Below are 18,963 nucleotides of genomic sequence, written 5' to 3'. Positions count from 1 at the left end.
TACTATTGTATGGGCGTTTCCAATAAAATGTGTGTTTTTTTGAAATAAAAGAAACACACGCGTTATTGCGTGTGTGTGTTGAACGTTTGAGTAGGGTGTAAATCCGTATGTACATGACAAATTACATTTAAGAGCCTGTCCAGTTCTTGGCTACAATCCACTGTTCTTTGAGAAGTCATTCCATAGCGTTCAGCAAAATAGATCATTTTTTCACGTTTTTTTTCAATAGCTTGCTCAAACATTGAAATCGGCTCCATCTCTAAATGAAATTTTTAGTATATATGTAGTACATATTATACAAAAAAATCATAAAAAAGAAATGCCTTCGCTAAAAAAAGTAAAATTTCTACATTTTATGCTAAATAATGAATAAGTAACGAATAAGATGCGAGAAGAATATTGTAAAAATTAGCGTGCATGAGAAGGTTTTTTTCTTGCGGATGCGAATACAATTAAAGGGTATGAGTTTTAGGATGGAGAGTGGAAATATTGCGTTTTGTAACGGCGAAGAAAGAAGAAAAGGTATTTGTAGGTATTGTGGATGAAGAAGAAGAAAAGGTATTACACTTAAGAGAAGCGCAAAGACAAAAAGGGGAAAAGGTTACAATCCCTATTACAATGTTAGAGTGTATTGAAAGAGGGACTGAATGTTTTGAGAAAGTATGTGAAATTGTAAATTGGGCAAAAGAGAACGGGGAAGCGGCGTATTATCCGTTAACAGAGGTGAAAATATTAGCGCCGATTCCAAGGCCAAGAAAGAATATTTTGTGCGTTGGAAAAAACTATCGTGAGCATGCGGTAGAAATGGGCGGAGTAGAGTCTATTCCAGAAAATATAATGATCTTTACGAAAGCACCAACAACAGTTATTGGGATAAATGAGCAAATTAATGGTCACCCTCACGCAACGGACGAACTAGATTACGAAGGAGAACTAGCTATCATTATTGGTAAGCGAGGGAAGCAAATTAAAAAAGAAAAAGCGCTTGAGCATGTTTTTGGTTATACGATTATAAATGATGTAACAGCTCGAGACATTCAAAGAAAACATAAACAGTTTTTCCTTGGGAAAAGCTTCGATACATTTTGTCCGATGGGACCTTATTTAATTCATAAATCGGTGGTTGAAACGCCGAATGCATTACACATTGAAACGGTAGTAAATGGAGAAGTAAGGCAAACTTCCAACACAAATAAAATGATTTTTTCAATAGAAGAAATTATTTCAACGATAAGCAAAGGAATGACTTTAGAACCAGGCGATATTATCGCAACAGGAACGCCGGCTGGTGTCGGAAAAGGTTTTACACCACCGAAGTTTTTACATGCTGGTGATGAAGTGGTCATTACAGTGGAAAGAATTGGTACTTTGCGAAATGTAGTGAAATGAGAAAAGAGCTATCTTGTATAAAGATAGCTCTTTTCTATGGTCTCGGATTATAGAGATAATCGATAACGGCAAAAGTGTAAAGACCAATTAATGCAAGTGTACAAATGCCAAATAATATAACCGCAAGTGCGCTTTTTTCTCGTCCAAATCCAATAATAGTAAGAATAACAGCAGTCCAAAATGATGCTTTCAGTAGTGTGAGTGTAGTAGGAGTTGAGTAATGAAGCCATGTTGTGGAAAGTAGGAAACTAAAGAATGTAACTAAAATAAACGCTGTAGCTAAATAGTTAATATGTTTACCATATCTTAGTAGCATATCGCACCTCCTTTATGAATTTAAAATACAGAAAATTACAATTTAATTTTAGTATAAATCAATATAAAAAGAAAGAGGTTGTCCCAACATGTTGGACAACCTCTCTATTATTACGATAATACAGCTTTAATTTTTTGGAATGCCCACTCTAAATCTTCTTCAGAGATTACTAGAGGTGGTGCGATACGAATTACGTTTTCGTGTGTTTCTTTACATAGTAGACCAGCTGCTTTTAGTTGTTCACAGTAAGGACGAGCTGGCTCGTTTAATTCGATACCGATGAATAAACCTTTACCGCGAACTTCAGTGATCATTGGGTTATCAATTTCTTTTAATTGCCCAACTAATTTTTCTCCTAATTGAAGAGAACGCTCTGTTAATTTTTCTTCTTCTAAAACTTCAAGAGCTGCGATAGAAACAGCACATGCAAGTGGGTTACCGCCGAATGTAGAACCATGAGAACCTGGCTCAAATACACCTAAAATGTCGCGGTTTGCTGCAACACAAGAGATCGGGAACACACCGCCGCCAAGTGCTTTACCAAGTATGTACATGTCAGGAGTTACATCGTCCCAGTCACAAGCGAATACTTTACCAGTACGGCCTAAGCCTGTTTGGATTTCATCTGCTACGAATAAAACGTTTTCTTTTTTACATACTTCAAGAGCTTCTTTTAAGTAACCAGCTGGTGGGATGTTAATTCCTGCTTCACCTTGAATTGGCTCTAAAATGAATGCTGCTGTGTTTGGTGTAATTGCGGCTTTTAATGCTTCTAAATCACCGTAAGGAATTACAATGATGCCAGGAAGCATTGGACCAAATCCACGCTTGTACTCTTCATTTGAAGACATAGAAACAGAACCCATTGTACGTCCGTGGAAGTTATCTTCACAAACGATGATTTCAGCACGGTTTGCTTCTACTTTCTTCACATCATAAGCCCAGCGACGAACTGTTTTAATTGCAGTTTCAACAGCTTCAGCACCTGTATTCATTGGAAGTACCATTTCTTTATTAGTTAGTTTCGCAACTTTTTCGTACCAAGGACCTAATTGATCGCTATGGAAAGCACGAGAAGTTAACGTAACACGATTAGCTTGGTCAATTAAAGCGTTAATAATTTTCGGGTGACGATGACCTTGGTTTACTGCAGAATATGCACTTAATAAGTCCATATAGCGGTTTCCTTCAGGATCTTCTACCCAAACACCTTCTGCTTTAGAAATAACGATTGGAAGTGGGTGATAGTTATTTGCTCCATATGTGTCTGTAAGTTCGATAATATCCTTAGTTTGAATCATGATTGTTCCCCCTTTTGTTATTACAAGAAGTTTGTAAATACTCTAAATATTATAGCATTTAAATGTAAAAAAGCGAAACATTTCCTGAAAATAAATGAACATGTTATCATATAGAGTGAAAAAGTGTGAAAAGAGGAGGTAAGGGATACGATGGTACATATGCATATTACAGCATGGGCGTTAGGTTTAATTTTATTCTTCGTTGCGTATTCACTTTATTCAGCAGGAAGAAAAGGGAAAGGTGTACATATGGGGCTTCGCCTAATGTATATCATTATTATTGTGACAGGCTTCATGTTGTACATGAGTATTGTGAAGACAGCAACAGGTAGCATGCACATGTGGTATGGCTTAAAAATGTTAGCTGGTATTTTAGTTATCGGTGGAATGGAAATGGTTCTTGTGAAAATGAGCAAAAACAAACCAACAGGGGCGGTTTGGGGCTTATTTATTGTTGCGCTAGTAGCAGTATTTTACCTTGGGCTGAAATTACCGATTGGCTGGAAAGTATTCTAATAAAAAATAAAGCCACCTTATAATCTCAAAGACTTGGGAGATTATAAGGTGGTTTTTTACTTTATCCCGTAAACATCAGATTGGTGAAGGCTAATAATCAGTGGGCTCCCCCGCTGATTAAAGTTTCACTTTATATCGCATCGATATGCAACTCTTCTCCATTTACTTTCGTAAAACGGAACATATTTTTATTTGACGTAGTGTGACGGACGAAATGGTGCTGCAGTGTACAGATCATTTCTTCGTTATCAAACAAAAGAATATTTACTCCTTCGCGTGACTCCTCTTGCGGTAAGAAAGATAAATAATTATGACAATACATGCAATCATATAAAGAGTAGTGAAGTGATTGCAATGATTCGGTTAATAATGTGAAGACAGAGTCAGGTAATTCCTCCAGCCATTCATTATAGCTAAGAAGTAACTTTTTTCGAATACGTATCATTTCACCATTTTGCAAATGGTGTTGCTCGTTGGCGATTTGTAATACATCTTGTTCATAGAAACGGGCTGGTAGCCAATTGTTATTATACAAAATTTCAAACCCATCTTCGGCAATATCTTCTAATAAAAACGCTTCATCATTTTCATCATCAAAGAATACCCACTCATTGTTTATATATTCTACATTACCGACTGTATGAGCACGGGGCTGATTATATAAAATATGTTTACGTTGTATCATACACGATTTCTCCTTTATGAAAAGTAGTTATTCCTGTTATAGACAGTTCGTGCATTCTTTATAACTAGACACATATAGACATAGGTGGGCATACAATAAAACACGTTTTACTGAGTGAAAATGCTATTCCATATGTGGATAGTAGGTTATCGTCAAGTTTTTCATTTTTTTGATCCGCACTCTTAGGGTGGGGATTACTGCACGTTCAAGAAAAGAAATAAGATGGAAGGATGATTTATATGTGCGGGATTACAGGATGGGTGGATTATAAACGCTCATTAGAAGGAGAAAGAGATGTCGTTACGAAGATGGCTGAGACGTTAGCGAAACGGGGGCCGGATGATAATAAAGTTTGGATTAAAGGAAATGTCGCATTTGGGCATAAGCGGTTAATCGTTGTGGATCCTGAGGGCGGTAAACAGCCGATGACTTGTTTAAAAGATGAAACGAATTACGCCATTTGCTATAACGGTGAACTTTATAACACAGAAGACATTCGAAAGGAATTATTAAGAAGAGGATATACATTCAAAGGTCATTCTGATACAGAAGTATTATTAGCTTCTTATATTGAATGGAAAGAAGAATGTGTCGATCATTTAAACGGTATATATGCGTTTGCTGTATGGGATGAACAGAAAGAACAAGTATTTATTGCGCGAGATCGACTAGGTGTAAAACCTCTATTTTATAAATATGATAGTGGGCGATTACTATTTGGTTCAGAGTTAAAAGCGATACTGGCTCATCCAGATGTGAAGGCGGAAGTAACGTTAGAAGGGTTATCCGAAATATTCGGCCTCGGACCGTCAAGAACGCCTGGCCATGGTATTTATGCTGGTATAAAAGAATTACGTCCAGGTCATGCGATGACATTTTCAAAGAACGGTTTATGTATATGGAGATATTGGAATGTAGAAAGTAAAAAACATGAAGACTCTTTTGAAGAAACAGTAGAGAAAACGCGCTTTTTATTACAAGATGCCATTACAAGACAGCTTGTTTCTGATGTGCCACTATGTACTTTTTTATCAGGTGGTGTAGATTCGAGCGCTATTACAGCTATCGCAGCGAAAGAATACGAGAGATCAGGAAAAGGGCAATTACACACGTATTCTATTGATTACGAAGATAATGACAAATACTTTAAAGCGAATGCGTTCCAGCCAAATTCAGATGCTCCGTTTATTAATTTAATGACTGAGACATTTCAAACAACCCATCATCGCTGCGTCATTTCGAATGAAAAATTAGCAGAGTATTTAACTGAAGCAGTACTCGTTCGTGATTTGCCTGGTATGGCAGATATCGATTCGTCATTATTATGGTTTTGCCGCGAAATTAAACAAGATTTTGTCGTCGGTTTATCTGGGGAATGTGCAGATGAAATATTTGGTGGATATCCGTGGTTTTATAGAGAAGATGATTTACAATCGAGTGCCTTTCCGTGGATGCGCTCTACAGAAGCACGTGAACAACTGCTAAAGAAAGAATGGAGAAATAAATTAAATTTACAACAATATGTACAAAGGCGCTATGAAGAGTCGATTCAAGAAGTTCCTATTTTAGAGGGAGAAAGTCCGCTAGAAGCAAAAAGACGCCAATTATTTTATTTAAATATGGTATGGTTTATGACAACATTATTAGACAGAAAAGACCGCATGAGTATGGGGGCAAGTTTAGAAGTACGTGTTCCATTTGCAGATCATCGCCTTGTCGAATATGCGTGGAATATTCCTTGGGAAATGAAAATGTATAAAAACCGCGAAAAAGGTCTATTACGTAAAGCGTTAGAAGATGTACTTCCACATGACATCTTATATAGAAAGAAGAGCCCTTATCCGAAAACGCACAATCCACACTATACAAAAGCAGTAACAGTATGGCTTCAAAATCTATTAACGGATAAAGGTTCAATTTTACACGAATTGTTTGATAAAGAGCAGTTGAACGGATTAATTCAGTCTGGTGGCAGTGCATTTCAAACACCATGGTTTGGTCAATTGATGACTGGGCCACAGCTTTTAGCTCATTTAGCACAAATTCACGTTTGGTTTAAAGAATATGGGGTAAATATTAAGGAATAAGGGAAAAGCGGCTTACACTTATGTAAGTCGCTTTTTATTAAATAAATTGTCATATAAAATTCAAAATCACCTTATAAATAATACTTAATTAGAATTATTATTTTGACGTATTTATTATTGCTTGTTATAATTGGAAACAAACGTTCTGAAAAGGATTCTCATTTATAAAATTGAGGTGTTATATAGATGACAAAGAAAAAAATAGGTTTACTCGTAATGGCGTATGGAACACCAGAATCATTAGACGATGTAGAGGCATATTATACACATATCCGTCACGGGCGTAAGCCGTCAGAAGAAGCGCTTGAAGATTTAATTGGGCGCTATAAAGCGATTGGTGGAATTTCGCCGCTTGCAAAAATTACGAAAGAGCAGGCGCATAAATTAACAGATTCAATGAATAACATATTTACAGAGTATGAATTTACTTGTTACTTAGGTTTAAAACATACTGCGCCATTTATAGAAGATGCTGTAGAGGAAATGAAGCGAGATGGAATTGAGCAGGCGATTAGTATCGTATTAGCGCCGCACTATTCTACATTTAGCATTAAAGCGTATAATGACCGTGCTATTCGTCTTTCAAAAGAAATCGGTGGTCCTGTTATTGAACCAATTGAACAATGGTACGATGAGCCGAAGTTTATTTCGTATTGGGCAGACCAAATAAAAGAAACGTTTACAGAAATTGATGATAAAGAGAAAGCAGTCGTAATTTTCTCAGCGCATAGTTTGCCAGAAAAGATTATTGCAGCAGGAGACCCATATGTAGAACAACTAAAGTATACGGCAGATTTAATTGCAGAAGCTGCAAATATTCAAAACTATACAATTGGTTGGCAAAGTGCTGGGAATACTCCCGATCCATGGATTGGTCCAGATGTGCAAGATTTAACGAAAGATTTATATGAAGAGCATGGGTACGAATCTTTCATATATTGCCCAGTTGGTTTTGTAGCGGAGCATTTAGAAGTTTTATATGACAACGATTATGAATGTAAAGTTGTAACTGATGAATTAAATGCCAAATATTTTAGACCAAATATGCCGAATGCACAATCAGCATTTATCGACTGTTTGGCTGAAATTGTTTCCAAAAAAGTGAAGGAAATAGTTGACAAAGATTTAGTTTTGAATAATAATTAGTTTATAATAATTTTAAATAAATAATAATTACTATGAAAGAAAGAGGAGGATCCCCCTAGATGAATCCAAATAATCGCTTAACAACAAACCAAGGTGCTCCAGTTGGAGATAACCAAAATTCTCGTACAGCTGGTCGTCGTGGACCAGTATTATTAGAAGACTATCATTTAGTAGAAAAACTTGCGCACTTTGATCGTGAACGTATTCCGGAGCGTGTTGTGCATGCACGTGGTGCAGGTGCTCACGGTGTATTCGTAACGAAAAATAGTATGAAGCAATATACGAAAGCGGCATTTTTACAAAATGAAGGAACTGAAACGCCTGTATTTGTTCGTTTTTCAACGGTTATTCATGGTCAAGGTTCTCCTGAAACAGCACGTGACCCACGTGGGTTCGCTGTTAAATTTTATACAGAAGAAGGAAACTACGATATCGTAGGTAATCATTTACCGGTTTTCTTCATTCGTGATGCAATTAAATTCCCTGATATGGTACATTCTTTAAAACCAGCACCTGATACGAATATTCAAACGCCAGATCGTTACTGGGATTTCATGACGTTAACTCCAGAATCTACACACATGATGACATGGGTATTTTCTGATTACGGTACACCAGCAAGTTATCGTGAAATGGAAGGTTTCGGCGTCCATTCATTTAAATGGATTAATGAAGAAGGTAAAATTGTTTATATTAAATACCACTGGAAACCACAGCAAGGTGTACGTAACTTAAATGCGAAAGAAGTGCAAGAAGTACAAGGGAAAGACTTCAATCATGCAACTCGTGACTTGTTCGACGCAATCGAAAAAGGAAATCACCCGAAATGGGATTTACACGTACAAGTTATGCAATTAGATGAAATGGACTCTTTAGACTTTGATCCACTAGATCCAACGAAAGTGTGGCCAGAAGATCGCTTCCCATTAATGGAAGTAGGGACAATGACGTTAAATCGTAATCCGAAAAACTTCTTTGCAGAAGTAGAACAAGTAGCGTTCTCTCCAAGTGCAACTGTAAATGGTATTGAGCCATCGGAAGATAAATTATTACAAGGTCGTTTATTCTCTTACCCAGATACACAGCGTTATCGTCTTGGTGCAAATTACTTACAAATTCCTGTAAACTGCCCATACGCAGCTGTTCATAATCAACAACGTGATGGTGCGATGCAAGTGAATCAAAACCCATCTACAATCAACTACGAACCGAGCCGTCATGCAGAGAATCCAGTTGAAGACTCAGCTTACCGCGATTCAACTATGAAAGTAGAAGGCTATGTATCTCGTGAAAAAATCGAGAAACCAAATGACTTCAAACAAGCAGGTGAGCGTTACCGTTCATTCTCTAAAGAAGAGCAAGATAACTTAATTGCAAACTTAACAAATGATCTAAAAGACGTAAATGAACGCACAAAATTATTAGCTGTTTGTAACTTCTTCCGTGCAGATCAAGAATACGGTATGCGTTTAGCGCAGGCATTAAATGTTGATATTACGCAATATGTAGGAAATGCTCCGAAATAAATAGGAAAAGACGACTGTTATGAAACGGTCGTCTTTTTTATGTGTAAAGTTACACGCGGGTATTCTTCAGTTTCGTTATGTCGGAATTTGTTGGTAAATCGATATCTTGTTTCGAAACGTTGATATATTGAAAGAAACAATCGATATATTTGAAAAATCGTTGATATATCTAAAAAACCGTTGATATATTTACATTTATACTAGGTGGGGTATGTTACCTCGTGCGCAAAAAAAAGGGATGCAATCTATTACTAATAGATTGCATCTCTTTTTTAGTTCACTCGCTCAGTATACTCATAAGCTTTCTCACCATGCATCGAAATATCAAGTCCCATATGTTCCTCGTGCTCATCTACCCGAACAGGGAGGAAGAAGTTAATCGCTTTAATAATGGCATAAGTCATTATTATTGTGAATGCATATGTTGCTCCAATTGCTACCAGTTGTTTAAACAGTAAAGTGGCGTTTCCATAAAACAATCCGTTCGCACCATCCCCGTTTACGGTAGTAGTTGCAAATAGTCCTGTTGCAATACCGCCCCAAGTTCCTCCGATGCCGTGGCATCCAAAGGCATCAAGTGTATCGTCATACCCGAATTTTGTTTTTAAGAAGAAAACGGCGCCAAAGCATAATATACCACCAATTGCTCCGATAAGAAGAGCGGAGAAAGGTGTAACGAACCCGCAAGCTGGTGTAATAGCGACTAGACCAGCAACAACTCCGCAAGCAGCTCCCATCGCAGTCGGTTTTGATTGGAAGAACCATTCAGAAAGCATCCAAGTTAGAGCGGAGGCAGCAGCGGCTATATTTGTATTAATAAATGCAGTTAAAGCTACGTCGTTTAAGGATAATGCGCTGCCGACGTTAAAACCGAACCAGCCAAACCATAATAAGCCTGCGCCTAACATTGTAAATGGCAAATGGTGAGGAGAAGAACCATTTATGTTTTTTCGTTTTCCAAGGAAAATAGCTAATACAAGACCAGCAACTCCGGAAGTGATGTGAACGACGTTTCCGCCAGCGAAGTCTAGTGCCCCAAGTTCCCTTAGCCACCCGCCGACGCCCCATACCCAATGAGCGACAGGATTGTAAACAATCGTTGTCCATAAAAGGATAAAAATAAGAAAGGCAGAAAATCGCATTCTTTCAGCAAATGCACCTGAAATTAAAGCTGGAGTTAAAATGGCGAACATGAGTTGAAACATCATGAATAAATTGTGAGGAATAGTAGATGAGTAGTCTGGATTTGGTGCGTAGGTAACTCCGTTTAGCCCGAACCAATCAAGTGTACCGATAATCCCGTGCCAATCTGGTCCGAATGATAAAGAATAGCCGATAACAATCCATTGAATCGAAACGATAGCCATTGCGCTATAACTATGCATCGTTGTACTGAGTACATTTTTGCTGCGAACCATACCTCCATAAAAAAGTGCCAATCCTGGTGTCATCAACATGACCATTACTGTCGTCACAAACATAAAAACCGTATCTCCCATATTCATGATTTCCCCTCCTGTAATGTTAGAAAAAATAACATCATTTTGTTATGTTTCATATCATATTCGAAATTAAACTAAAAATCAACTAAAAATTCAGAAAATTATATACATAATGTCAGAAAACCTAACATGTATTATTTTGTGAGGCTTGAAATCGACATATGCGTTTCATTCGGAAAATTGGTATAATATTCTTACAATTAAAAAACTTGGGGGATGCGTGTGGGAAAAATACGGACTAGGAAACTATTCATTTGTTTTTGCTTAGCTTTTGTTTTGTTTGTACCAATACATACTTTTGCAGACGAAAAAAGAGAGTGGAAAGATGAAGTTATATACTCCATTATGATTGATCGCTTCAATAATGGAGAACCGAAAAATGACAAACAATTAGAAGTCGGTAATTTAGAAGGGTATCAAGGCGGGGATATAAGAGGAATTATAAAAAGGTTGGATTACATAAAAGAAATGGGTTTTACTACCGTTATGCTTTCGCCACTTTTTGAAAGTGGAAAGTACGATGGATTAGACGTGCGAAATTTTAAAAAGGTAAATGAACATTTCGGGACAGAAAATGATGTAAAAGAACTTGTAAAAGAAGCTCAGGCAAAAGGAATGAAAGTTGTATTTCAATTTCCACTTGGAGAAAACGAACGACAGGTAATTGATGCAATGAAATGGTGGATAAAAGAAGTTGATTTAGACGGAAGCTATGTTATACATAGTGAAAAAAAGCCGCGTTCCTTTTGGGATAACGCGCAAAAAGATATGCAAGTGATAAAGAAAGATTTTCGTATTATGACAAAGGAGGATAGTGAATACAACGAAAAAATAGTAGAATCGTTTTCCAAAGCGGATGTATCGGTGAAATCGTTATACGATGTGAGTAAAAAAGAAGGGGAATTTGTTACGTTTTTAGATGATCAAGAAACAAAAAGATATGCGCGTATTGCAAAAGAAAATATGTATTATCCGCCATCACGTTTAAAACTGGCGCTTACATATTTGTTAACATCACCTGGAATTCCGAATTTTTATTACGGAACTGAAATTGCATTAGATGGAGGAAGTGTACCCGATAATAGACGATTAATGGATTTTAAGTCAGACGAAAAATTTATGCAGCACATAACAAAACTAGGTGAACTTAGGCAGGCGAGACCGTCTTTACGACGTGGTACGTTTGAGCTTCTGTATGATAAGAGCGGGATGAGCATACTAACACGAAAATATAAAGATGAAGTAACTTTAGTAGCAATTAATAATACGAAAGAAACACAAAAAGTCTCCTTACCTGCAAGTGCAATTGGTGAAAAACAAGAGTTAAGAGGATTGTTGCAGGATGAAATTATAAGAGAGGAAAACGGAAAATTTTATCTCGTTTTAAAGCGTGAAGAATCAAATGTGTATAAAGTTAACAGAGAAACAGGTGTGAATTGGTTATTTATCTCCTTAATCGTTGGTGTGAATGTATTATTTATTGCGTTTTTAATTGCAGTTAAAAGGAAGCGTAGATGAGATGAGAAGTTACGCACTCTATGTTCATGTCTTCTTATTGGATTTGTAAGTTTGTTCGGTGGGGCCAGGTTTAGGGAGAAAGTTTCTTCCTAAACCGTTTTTGTGTCAATACGGATAGAGAAAGACCTTTGAAACAAACAATAATGTGTAATAAAAGATTGCTTAAAAAAACAATGTAAAGAACTGTATGGAATAGTGAAAAAAGAGAAAATATAAGAAAAATTTCCAGGACAAAGAAGGTAAACAATTTCTACTATGGCATGAAGCAATTGCTGTATTTGAGGTGCACAGATCCATAAAAATTGCTTTAAAGCTTTTAAATAATGCATTAAAACTAACTTTAACCAATGTTGATTTTTTATCAGAAAGAGAAATAGATATTATGCAGACAATGTCTATATTTTATGCGGAAAATAAAGAATATGATAAAAGTATTACTATATTAGGAAGATGTGTAACTAATTTTAATAAGTTAGATTTTCCGAGAGATAAAGCGATTAAATTAAAAATCATTTTTAATTTAGCGAAATGTTTAGGTATGACCTATCAATATGAAGAAGCGGTAAAATACATTGATAAGGGCATCAAATTAGCTATTAATCTAAATACTCTATACTTATTAGGTGAACTTTACTATTTAAAAGGATGGAATTTATTAAGATTTAAACAACAGAATGAAGAAGATATTGCAAATAACATGAAAAAAGCATTATTTATATTTGAACTAACAGAAAAAGAAAATCTGATAAAAATGGTTAAAGAAAAATATTTTGAAAACCAAACTGAAAAAAGCCACTCATAATACATTTGGAAATCACTTGAAATATAATAAAACCTACAGGGGAAATCCCTGTAGGTTTTACACTTATAAACTTGCTTCTAAAATATTAGTGTTTAATATAAATTTTTGAATAAGAGTTTACTTAGTGTACTTTTTATTTTGAAGTCTGCATCTTTATTAACAATTTATGCTTCTTTTTAATTACATCCAAATATTGTTAAGATTGAGATGGTTCAAGTCGGAGGAAGGCACTTTGAGGTGTCTTTTTTTTATGACCTTTATCATTAACTATTTAATGTTTTTTTAAATGATTACATGACATATTTTTTTTGTACCAAGCTTTGTTGATACAGTTAGACTTATCCGTTAGTGTATTCGTATTATTAGAACATCCTACAGTATTTAGGGAGAATGTGGCCAATAAAAACCATAATATTAATTTCTTCAAATAACCACTTCTAACTCTTTTTTAATTAACATTTTTTAAAATACTTATTAATTTTACATTACATTAAAGGTTGGAAAATATTCTTATACTCATAAATTGTTACGTTTTGGCGAGGAGAGGAATTATGAGTTATAGCAATTTTTAAGATGACTTTGGCCTAGGATGTAATTACTAAGAAAAGTAATTCAAATCGAAGGGAAAACGTCTTAAGGTGTCTTTTCCTTATTTTCAATTTACTTAGTGATTTTTACCGCACATACCCTTTTTTCTATGGTTTGTTCTTGTAATATTGTCTCTACAAGACAAAAAGAAAACTCCTCTAATTAAGAGGAGTTTTTTTAGCGGTAGTTAATGAACTGTACGTCGATTGGTAAATCAGCGCTACGAACAGCTGCGATTACGGCTTGTAAGTCATCACGGCTTTTCGCTGTAACACGTACTTGATCGTCTTGTACTTGTGTTTTTACTTTTAATTTCATTTCTTTAATGATGTTGTTAATTTTTTTAGCGTTATCTTTATCGATACCTTGTTGAAGTGTTGCGCGTTGGCGAACTGTGTTGCCAGTTGCAGCTTCAACTTTTCCGTAATCTAAGTTCTTAATTGGAACGTTACGTTTTACAAGTTTAGAAATTAAAACGTCTTTTACTTGGTCTAATTTGAACTCGTCGTCAGAAGTTAAAACTAGTACTTCTTTTTCTAATTTAATATCACTTTTACTTCCTTTAAAGTCATATCGGTTTTGGATTTCTTTTAATGCGATATTAATTGCGTTTGTTACTTCAGGTAATTCTACTTTCGAAACGATGTCAAAAGAACTATCTTTTGCCATAGTTAGCACCTCCAAATAAATTTCTAATCTTGTTATGTACTGTACATACTAAAGTATAGCTGAAAACGAGTCTAGACTTAAGTGTTTTCGTACTTATATTCATGGAACCTCATTTTATTATAGTGAATTTTGGGCAGTTGGACAAATACAGGAAAAATCATGTTATAATTAACTTTTGTTTGGAATGATAAAAAAGATAATTTTATATATATAGAAGGGAATTAAAAAATATGTATTTGCAAATAGGATCGATTGAACAGGTAACTGTTTTACGCGAAACGGAAATCGGATATATGGTTGGGAATGAAGAAGAAGAAATTTTCCTACATAAAAACGAAGTAGCTGGAGAAATTGAAGAAGGCGATACGATTGATGTATTCTTATACCTTGATCACCAAAATCGTATTTCAGCAACAATGAAGGAACCGATTATTACAACTTATGATTGGAACTGGGTAAAGGTTGTAGAAGTCATTCCTAGTTTAGGTGTGTTTGTTGATATTGGTGTGTCAAAAGATATACTAATTCCAGCTGATGAGTTCCCGATTTATATGCCAGTATGGCCAGAAGTAGGCGACGAATTATATTGTACGTTAAAATTAACGAATCGTGATCGTTTAATTGCTCTTCCGGCAAGAGACAGTGATATGCAAGAAATTATCGTAGATGCAACGCCATCTATGCGTAATAAAAACGTAAATGGACGTGTATATCGTTCGCTTCAAGTTGGTTCATTCATACTAACTGATGAGCATTTCCGTGCTTTCTTACACCATACAGAAAGAAAAGAACAAGTTCGCATCGGTGAGCGTGTAACGGGCCGTATTATTGACGTGAAAGATGATGGTACAATTAACATTTCACTTCTTCCTCGTAAAGAAGAAGGAATGGAAGACGATGCGGCAGTAATTTATGCATATATGGAAGAACGAGGCGGAGCAATGCCGTTTTGGGATAAGAGCCATCCGGAAGATATTAAAGAACGCTTTAACATGAGTAAAGCTGCATTTAAGCGCGCACTTGGTAAATTGATGAAAGAAGAAAAGGTTTACCAAGAAGAAGGTTGGACTTACTTTAAGAAATAAAGGAAATGAAAAAAGAACTATTCTTTCTCTGAATTTTTAAGAGAAGAGATAGTTCTTTTTTATTATAAAGTAGATAAAAAGTAAATAAAGTGTAATAAAACGTTTAATCTACAAATATTTTACTGTATTTATAAGGAAAAAGGAATATAAAATGGTAAATTGTCGGAAAATATACATTTTTAGAAAAAATGTCACAATATTGTCATTTTTATGTTGAACCCCCTCGGAAAATTCTTTAAATTGTTAATTGTAAGAATAAAACCGATGCCGTATCATAATAATCGGACAGCATATGCACATGTTAAGGGAGTTAAGTCTGGGTTGATTGCGGTAAGAGATAGTTATGCAGGATTTGTTGGAATGGGAAATGGATTGAATAAGGCATTTACTTTTGGTGTCGGCTGGGCTTTTGGATGGAAAACATCTAAAAATAACTCAAAAAAGAAAATTGCAAACTTATCTCCTGGACAGCGTGTTGCAAAACAGCAAATCATAAAAAATACAGTGAAATCAGCGGCTAAAGGAGCGTTTTTTGTTGGTAGTAAAGCTGTTGGAGGAATAGGGCTTATCCCGGACTTGGTAGTTTATGTAGATGGATATTATAAAGGATATACGGAGTATAGACCGAAAAAAACTAATTCTAAGAAAAGGAGGAAGTAGATTAGTAATATGGAGATGACACAGATATTTATTGGTATATATAATGTTGTTTTAATTTTAGTTGTATTAGCGATTATGTTAAAAAAGAAACAATATAAAGTGGTAACGGTGTTAGTAGTGAGTCTAATATATATATTCATAGCAACCTTTACTCCATATAGATCGTTCTTTAGTAATACAATGAATGTATTAATAGTGATCTTTTTGATGATTAGTGGAATATTAGCTAGTATATTTGAAAAAGAAAAATAAAGTAAAGTTGATTCAGTGTATCTCAAAATTTAAACAGTTAGTTTAATTTTGGGATACACTTTTTTATTTAAAATTACTTATTCTTATATGACGGTAATAGAAGCAATCCATGAGGAAAAGGGAGTTATGATAATGCAAGATAATGTACTAGAAAAATTAATAAAACGACTTTCCGTATTATCCACTGAAAAAGAACGTGAAATATTAGCGGTGGATTTAAATGATATATATGAGAGTAGTAAAAGTTTTGAAAAATTGCTTGAAAATATTATGAACTCACAACAGTCTAAAGAAGACTTAATAGATGCGCTAATTGAAGTGGAGATAGAATTAGATCACATCAATTGGCATTACAAAAGCTTGAAGAAAAAGTTGGGAATATTGATGAAAGATTAAAAAACACAACCTTATTTAAAAAGATAAGGTTGTGCTTTTTTAATTTCCTTGCGGTGAAACAAGAGTAAACGTATCTTTTAAATCACTATCATTTATTTTAATATTCGCCTTTTTTAATTCCTCTTGTAATAATTTTTGGCTGAATGCAGGATCAGCAGTACGTTCTTCCTCTAAGTTTTTGCGAATAGAGTTTTTTACCTCATCGTAAGGTTTTAGATCTTTTTTATCAGTTAATTTAATAACGTGATAACCGTTTGATGATTTTACGGGATTGCTAATTTGTCCAACATTTAGTTTGTAGGCAGCGGTTTCGAATTCAGGAGCCATTGTACCTGAATTGAAGTATCCAAGGTCTCCACCTTTATCTTTTGATAGTAGATCTTGTGATTCTTGTTTTGCTAATTCTTCAAATGAAGCACCAGCATCTAATTTACTCTTTATTTCTTTCGCTTCATTTTCGTCACTTACTAAAATGTGACTCGCTTTAATTTCTGGCTTATAGTGATCTTTTACGTCTTTTTCTGTAATGCTTTTCTTAATCGCTTCATTCATAGCAAGTTTGAACTTAATTTGATTTTTGAAATCCTCTTCATCTTTTAAACGATTGTTTTCTAATACTTTTTTGAATTGATCTCCATATTGTTTTTTTACTTTTTCTACTTCTTTATTTACCTCTTCATCAGGTACTTTATATTTTTTTGTGATGACGTCTTGTGCCATCATTTCGTATAGCATGTCTTTTCCGTAACGATCTTTCAATTGTTTTTCGAAGTCGTCCTTCGTAACAGTCGAGTCTGTTGCTGTGGCGACTGTAGCTGAGCCGTTTTTTTGTCCGCAAGCAGATAGCATCAATATACTTATTAGTGCAGTAATAATGAAAATATGTTTCCCTCTCATGCCAACACCTCATCCGAATATGTTATCGCTATTGTAGAATATAGAAGTGAACATGAAGTGAATTTTTAATGTTTTTTCCTTTAAAATGTAAAAAAGTACATCAACATAATTGTTGATGTACGATGGGATCAAAGGTGATCGGTCTTTTTAGAGTATGCACGTTTACCTTGCTGAATATTTTTTTGCTCTTGCTCATTTTTTTGTGTGCGTTTTGCATTATTATCGCGTGCTTTTTTGTCGTTATCACTCGTATGTGGCATATGTATCAACTCCATTTCTAAACGTTGTACGTTTATCATTTCCTTTTTCGTAAAGACTATGTATAGCGGTGCATTTATGAAGGGTAAAGGTGGATTCGAAATGGATTTGAAGTTGAATTATACTGAACTTATAAAGAAGTTAATCGTTGTAATCATCGCAGGTTTATTAAACGCGATTGGGATGAATTTATTTTTAACGCCAGCGAAAGTGTATGCGAGCGGCTTTGCTGGATTGTCTCAATTATTATCACAAATATTAGGTGATTTTTTATCGATTCACATATCTACGGGAGTATTGTTTAGCTTATTTAATATTCCTGTCGTTATTTTAGCGTGGAAAAAGGTTGGAAAGGCCTTCACCTTTTTTAGTTTTCTTTGTGTTATATTTATGACTTTGTTTCTAGAAATCATCCCTGTTAGAGCGGTTTCGAATGATATCATATTAAATGCGATTTTTGGCGGGATTATTTCGGCAATTGGAGTAGGGATTGCTTTAAAGTGGGGTGCTTCTACAGGTGGATTAGATATTATCGCTATGATTTTATCAAAAATAAAAGATAAGCCTGTCGGTACATACTTTTTCTTTTTTAATGCAATTATCATTATCGCTGCTGGCTATGTATATGGATGGGAAAAAGCGTTATATACGTTAGTGACTTTATATGTATCGACGAGAATTATTGATGCAATTCATACTCGTCATGTAAAGATTACAGCATTAATTGTTACGAAGAATGGGGCGGACGTAAGAAAGGCGATTCACTCGCGATTAGTAAGAGGAATTACAACGATACCAGCAACAGGTGCTTATACGAATGAAAATAAAGAAATGTTAATGATGGTTATTACCCGTTACGAGTTATACGAATTGGAGAGGATTATTAAACAAGTGGACCCAGGTGCATTTACAAATATACTGCAAACAGTTGGGGTGTTCGGATTGTTTCGGAAAGATTAAAGAGGACCGAAGTTGGTCCTCTTTTTTAATGTACATTCGTAATGTTTTGCAATTGCTCTTGCATTTCACGGAGCTGAACTTTTTCAGCAGTTGAAGAGTTTGCGTAAGCGGATTGCAAAGCATTTTTTGCTCTATATACGAGATCTTGTTGCTCAGTACCGCTTGAACAAGATACGGCATTTTCAACAGCATCTCTAGCTTGTTGGAATAGTAAGTTCCCCATTTAAACCCCTCCAAAAGAAGAGTTACTTCTTGCCTTTTCTGCCTCAGCTAATGTACCTCTGTACGGGAATCTTGCATCATGCTTCATAACAGCATCGGCTCCTTGTTGGATAAAACGCTTTGATTTGTTCTTTTTACCCATTCGAAAAACCCCCTTTATTTAGCTGAAAACAATCGACGCGATGTCT

At 35.2% G+C, this 18,963-nt stretch carries 21 protein-coding genes and 1 pseudogene; 12 read left to right on the top strand and 10 right to left on the bottom strand.

Annotated elements, in window-relative coordinates; genetic code table 11:
- Window positions 1-62: 62 nt before the first annotated feature.
- Window positions 63-242: an aspartyl-phosphate phosphatase Spo0E family protein gene (locus IBT51_RS16240; protein ID WP_000462857.1), complete on the bottom strand. Its 180-nt coding sequence runs from the start codon at window positions 240-242 to the stop codon at window positions 63-65.
- A gap of 247 nt (window positions 243-489) precedes the next feature.
- Here IBT51_RS16240 and IBT51_RS16235 point away from each other — a divergent pair, with 247 nt between their 5' ends.
- The gene (locus tag IBT51_RS16235) at window positions 490-1,389 is read left to right on the top strand and encodes a fumarylacetoacetate hydrolase family protein (RefSeq protein ID WP_053565035.1); all 900 of its coding nucleotides are present in this window, start codon (window positions 490-492) and stop codon (window positions 1,387-1,389) included.
- Window positions 1,390-1,423: 34 nt separating this feature from the next.
- Here IBT51_RS16235 and IBT51_RS16230 read toward each other — a convergent pair whose 3' ends face one another.
- Both IBT51_RS16230 and rocD read right to left on the bottom strand, forming a co-directional pair.
- Window positions 1,424-1,705 (bottom strand): hypothetical protein, encoded by a 282-nt coding sequence (locus IBT51_RS16230; RefSeq protein WP_000926859.1) that lies wholly within the window; start codon window positions 1,703-1,705, stop codon window positions 1,424-1,426.
- 110 nt (window positions 1,706-1,815) lie between these two features.
- Window positions 1,816-3,006: an ornithine aminotransferase gene (gene rocD, locus IBT51_RS16225; RefSeq protein WP_097903944.1), complete on the bottom strand. Its 1,191-nt coding sequence runs from the start codon at window positions 3,004-3,006 to the stop codon at window positions 1,816-1,818.
- A gap of 150 nt (window positions 3,007-3,156) precedes the next feature.
- On the opposite strand from rocD, the gene IBT51_RS16220 reads away from it, so the two are divergent.
- On the top strand, window positions 3,157-3,522 hold the full coding sequence (locus IBT51_RS16220) for a YisL family protein (protein ID WP_000233494.1): 366 nt from the start codon (window positions 3,157-3,159) through the stop codon (window positions 3,520-3,522).
- Window positions 3,523-3,652: 130 nt separating this feature from the next.
- On the opposite strand, the gene IBT51_RS16215 is transcribed toward IBT51_RS16220, so the two are convergent.
- Window positions 3,653-4,207 carry a DUF2777 domain-containing protein gene (locus tag IBT51_RS16215; protein ID WP_000616045.1) on the bottom strand — a complete coding sequence of 185 codons (555 nt, stop codon included), beginning with the start codon at window positions 4,205-4,207 and terminating at the stop codon, window positions 3,653-3,655.
- Between the two features lie 239 nt (window positions 4,208-4,446).
- Between IBT51_RS16215 and asnB the strand changes: the two genes are divergently transcribed.
- The 3 genes from asnB (at window position 4,447) to katB (ending at window position 8,966) form a co-directional block, all read left to right on the top strand.
- Entirely contained in the window at window positions 4,447-6,294 is a 1,848-nt protein-coding gene (gene asnB, locus IBT51_RS16210; RefSeq protein ID WP_000333991.1) for an asparagine synthase (glutamine-hydrolyzing), read from the top strand.
- 186 nt (window positions 6,295-6,480) lie between these two features.
- The gene (hemH, locus tag IBT51_RS16205) at window positions 6,481-7,440 is read left to right on the top strand and encodes a ferrochelatase (protein ID WP_069355203.1); all 960 of its coding nucleotides are present in this window, start codon (window positions 6,481-6,483) and stop codon (window positions 7,438-7,440) included.
- A gap of 59 nt (window positions 7,441-7,499) precedes the next feature.
- On the top strand, window positions 7,500-8,966 hold the full coding sequence (gene katB, locus IBT51_RS16200; protein ID WP_089170596.1) for a catalase KatB: 1,467 nt from the start codon (window positions 7,500-7,502) through the stop codon (window positions 8,964-8,966).
- 272 nt (window positions 8,967-9,238) lie between these two features.
- Here katB and IBT51_RS16195 read toward each other — a convergent pair whose 3' ends face one another.
- Window positions 9,239-10,471: an ammonium transporter gene (locus IBT51_RS16195; RefSeq protein ID WP_088024995.1), complete on the bottom strand. Its 1,233-nt coding sequence runs from the start codon at window positions 10,469-10,471 to the stop codon at window positions 9,239-9,241.
- 213 nt (window positions 10,472-10,684) lie between these two features.
- Here IBT51_RS16195 and IBT51_RS16190 point away from each other — a divergent pair, with 213 nt between their 5' ends.
- A complete protein-coding gene (locus IBT51_RS16190; protein ID WP_053565031.1) occupies window positions 10,685-11,986 on the top strand; it encodes an alpha-amylase family glycosyl hydrolase in 1,302 nt (433 codons plus the stop codon).
- A 144-nt stretch (window positions 11,987-12,130) separates the two neighbouring features.
- Window positions 12,131-12,788 (top strand): annotated as a pseudogene (locus tag IBT51_RS16185) (transcriptional regulator); the annotation flags it as partial.
- A gap of 765 nt (window positions 12,789-13,553) precedes the next feature.
- On the opposite strand, the gene IBT51_RS16180 reads toward IBT51_RS16185, so the two are convergent.
- Window positions 13,554-14,045 carry a YajQ family cyclic di-GMP-binding protein gene (locus IBT51_RS16180; protein WP_001040146.1) on the bottom strand — a complete coding sequence of 164 codons (492 nt, stop codon included), beginning with the start codon at window positions 14,043-14,045 and terminating at the stop codon, window positions 13,554-13,556.
- 230 nt (window positions 14,046-14,275) lie between these two features.
- On the opposite strand from IBT51_RS16180, the gene IBT51_RS16175 reads away from it, so the two are divergent.
- The 4 genes from IBT51_RS16175 to IBT51_RS16160 all read left to right on the top strand — a co-directional run bounded on the left by IBT51_RS16175 (window position 14,276) and on the right by IBT51_RS16160 (window position 16,438).
- Window positions 14,276-15,130, top strand: coding sequence for a CvfB family protein (locus IBT51_RS16175; RefSeq protein WP_000281259.1), 855 nt, complete (start codon window positions 14,276-14,278; stop codon window positions 15,128-15,130).
- A gap of 264 nt (window positions 15,131-15,394) precedes the next feature.
- Window positions 15,395-15,790, top strand: coding sequence for a hypothetical protein (locus tag IBT51_RS27055; protein WP_234472621.1), 396 nt, complete (start codon window positions 15,395-15,397; stop codon window positions 15,788-15,790).
- Between the two features lie 15 nt (window positions 15,791-15,805).
- Complete coding sequence (locus tag IBT51_RS16165) at window positions 15,806-16,042, top strand: hypothetical protein (protein ID WP_234472620.1); 237 nt, start codon at window positions 15,806-15,808, stop codon at window positions 16,040-16,042.
- A 132-nt stretch (window positions 16,043-16,174) separates the two neighbouring features.
- Window positions 16,175-16,438, top strand: coding sequence for a hypothetical protein (locus tag IBT51_RS16160; RefSeq protein ID WP_140155596.1), 264 nt, complete (start codon window positions 16,175-16,177; stop codon window positions 16,436-16,438).
- A gap of 39 nt (window positions 16,439-16,477) precedes the next feature.
- Here IBT51_RS16160 and prsA read toward each other — a convergent pair whose 3' ends face one another.
- Both prsA and IBT51_RS16150 read right to left on the bottom strand, forming a co-directional pair.
- Window positions 16,478-17,335 (bottom strand): peptidylprolyl isomerase PrsA, encoded by an 858-nt coding sequence (prsA, locus tag IBT51_RS16155; RefSeq protein WP_063546784.1) that lies wholly within the window; start codon window positions 17,333-17,335, stop codon window positions 16,478-16,480.
- Window positions 17,336-17,463: 128 nt separating this feature from the next.
- A complete protein-coding gene (locus IBT51_RS16150) occupies window positions 17,464-17,595 on the bottom strand; it encodes a DUF3941 domain-containing protein (RefSeq protein WP_001120851.1) in 132 nt (43 codons plus the stop codon).
- 100 nt (window positions 17,596-17,695) lie between these two features.
- Here IBT51_RS16150 and IBT51_RS16145 point away from each other — a divergent pair, with 100 nt between their 5' ends.
- On the top strand, window positions 17,696-18,553 hold the full coding sequence (locus tag IBT51_RS16145) for a YitT family protein (RefSeq protein ID WP_000364431.1): 858 nt from the start codon (window positions 17,696-17,698) through the stop codon (window positions 18,551-18,553).
- 25 nt (window positions 18,554-18,578) lie between these two features.
- On the opposite strand, the gene IBT51_RS16140 is transcribed toward IBT51_RS16145, so the two are convergent.
- Window positions 18,579-18,776 carry a DUF3813 domain-containing protein gene (locus tag IBT51_RS16140; protein WP_000527408.1) on the bottom strand — a complete coding sequence of 66 codons (198 nt, stop codon included), beginning with the start codon at window positions 18,774-18,776 and terminating at the stop codon, window positions 18,579-18,581.
- Complete coding sequence (locus tag IBT51_RS16135) at window positions 18,777-18,917, bottom strand: hypothetical protein (RefSeq protein WP_000516816.1); 141 nt, start codon at window positions 18,915-18,917, stop codon at window positions 18,777-18,779.
- Window positions 18,918-18,963: the final 46 nt, after the last annotated feature.

The sequence above is a fragment of the Bacillus sp. S71 genome (assembly GCF_016625265.1).
GTDB classification, from domain to species: domain Bacteria; phylum Bacillota; class Bacilli; order Bacillales; family Bacillaceae_G; genus Bacillus_A; species Bacillus_A cereus.
Note: the sequence above shows the minus strand (reverse complement) of the source record. Positions and strands in the feature narration are given on the sequence as shown.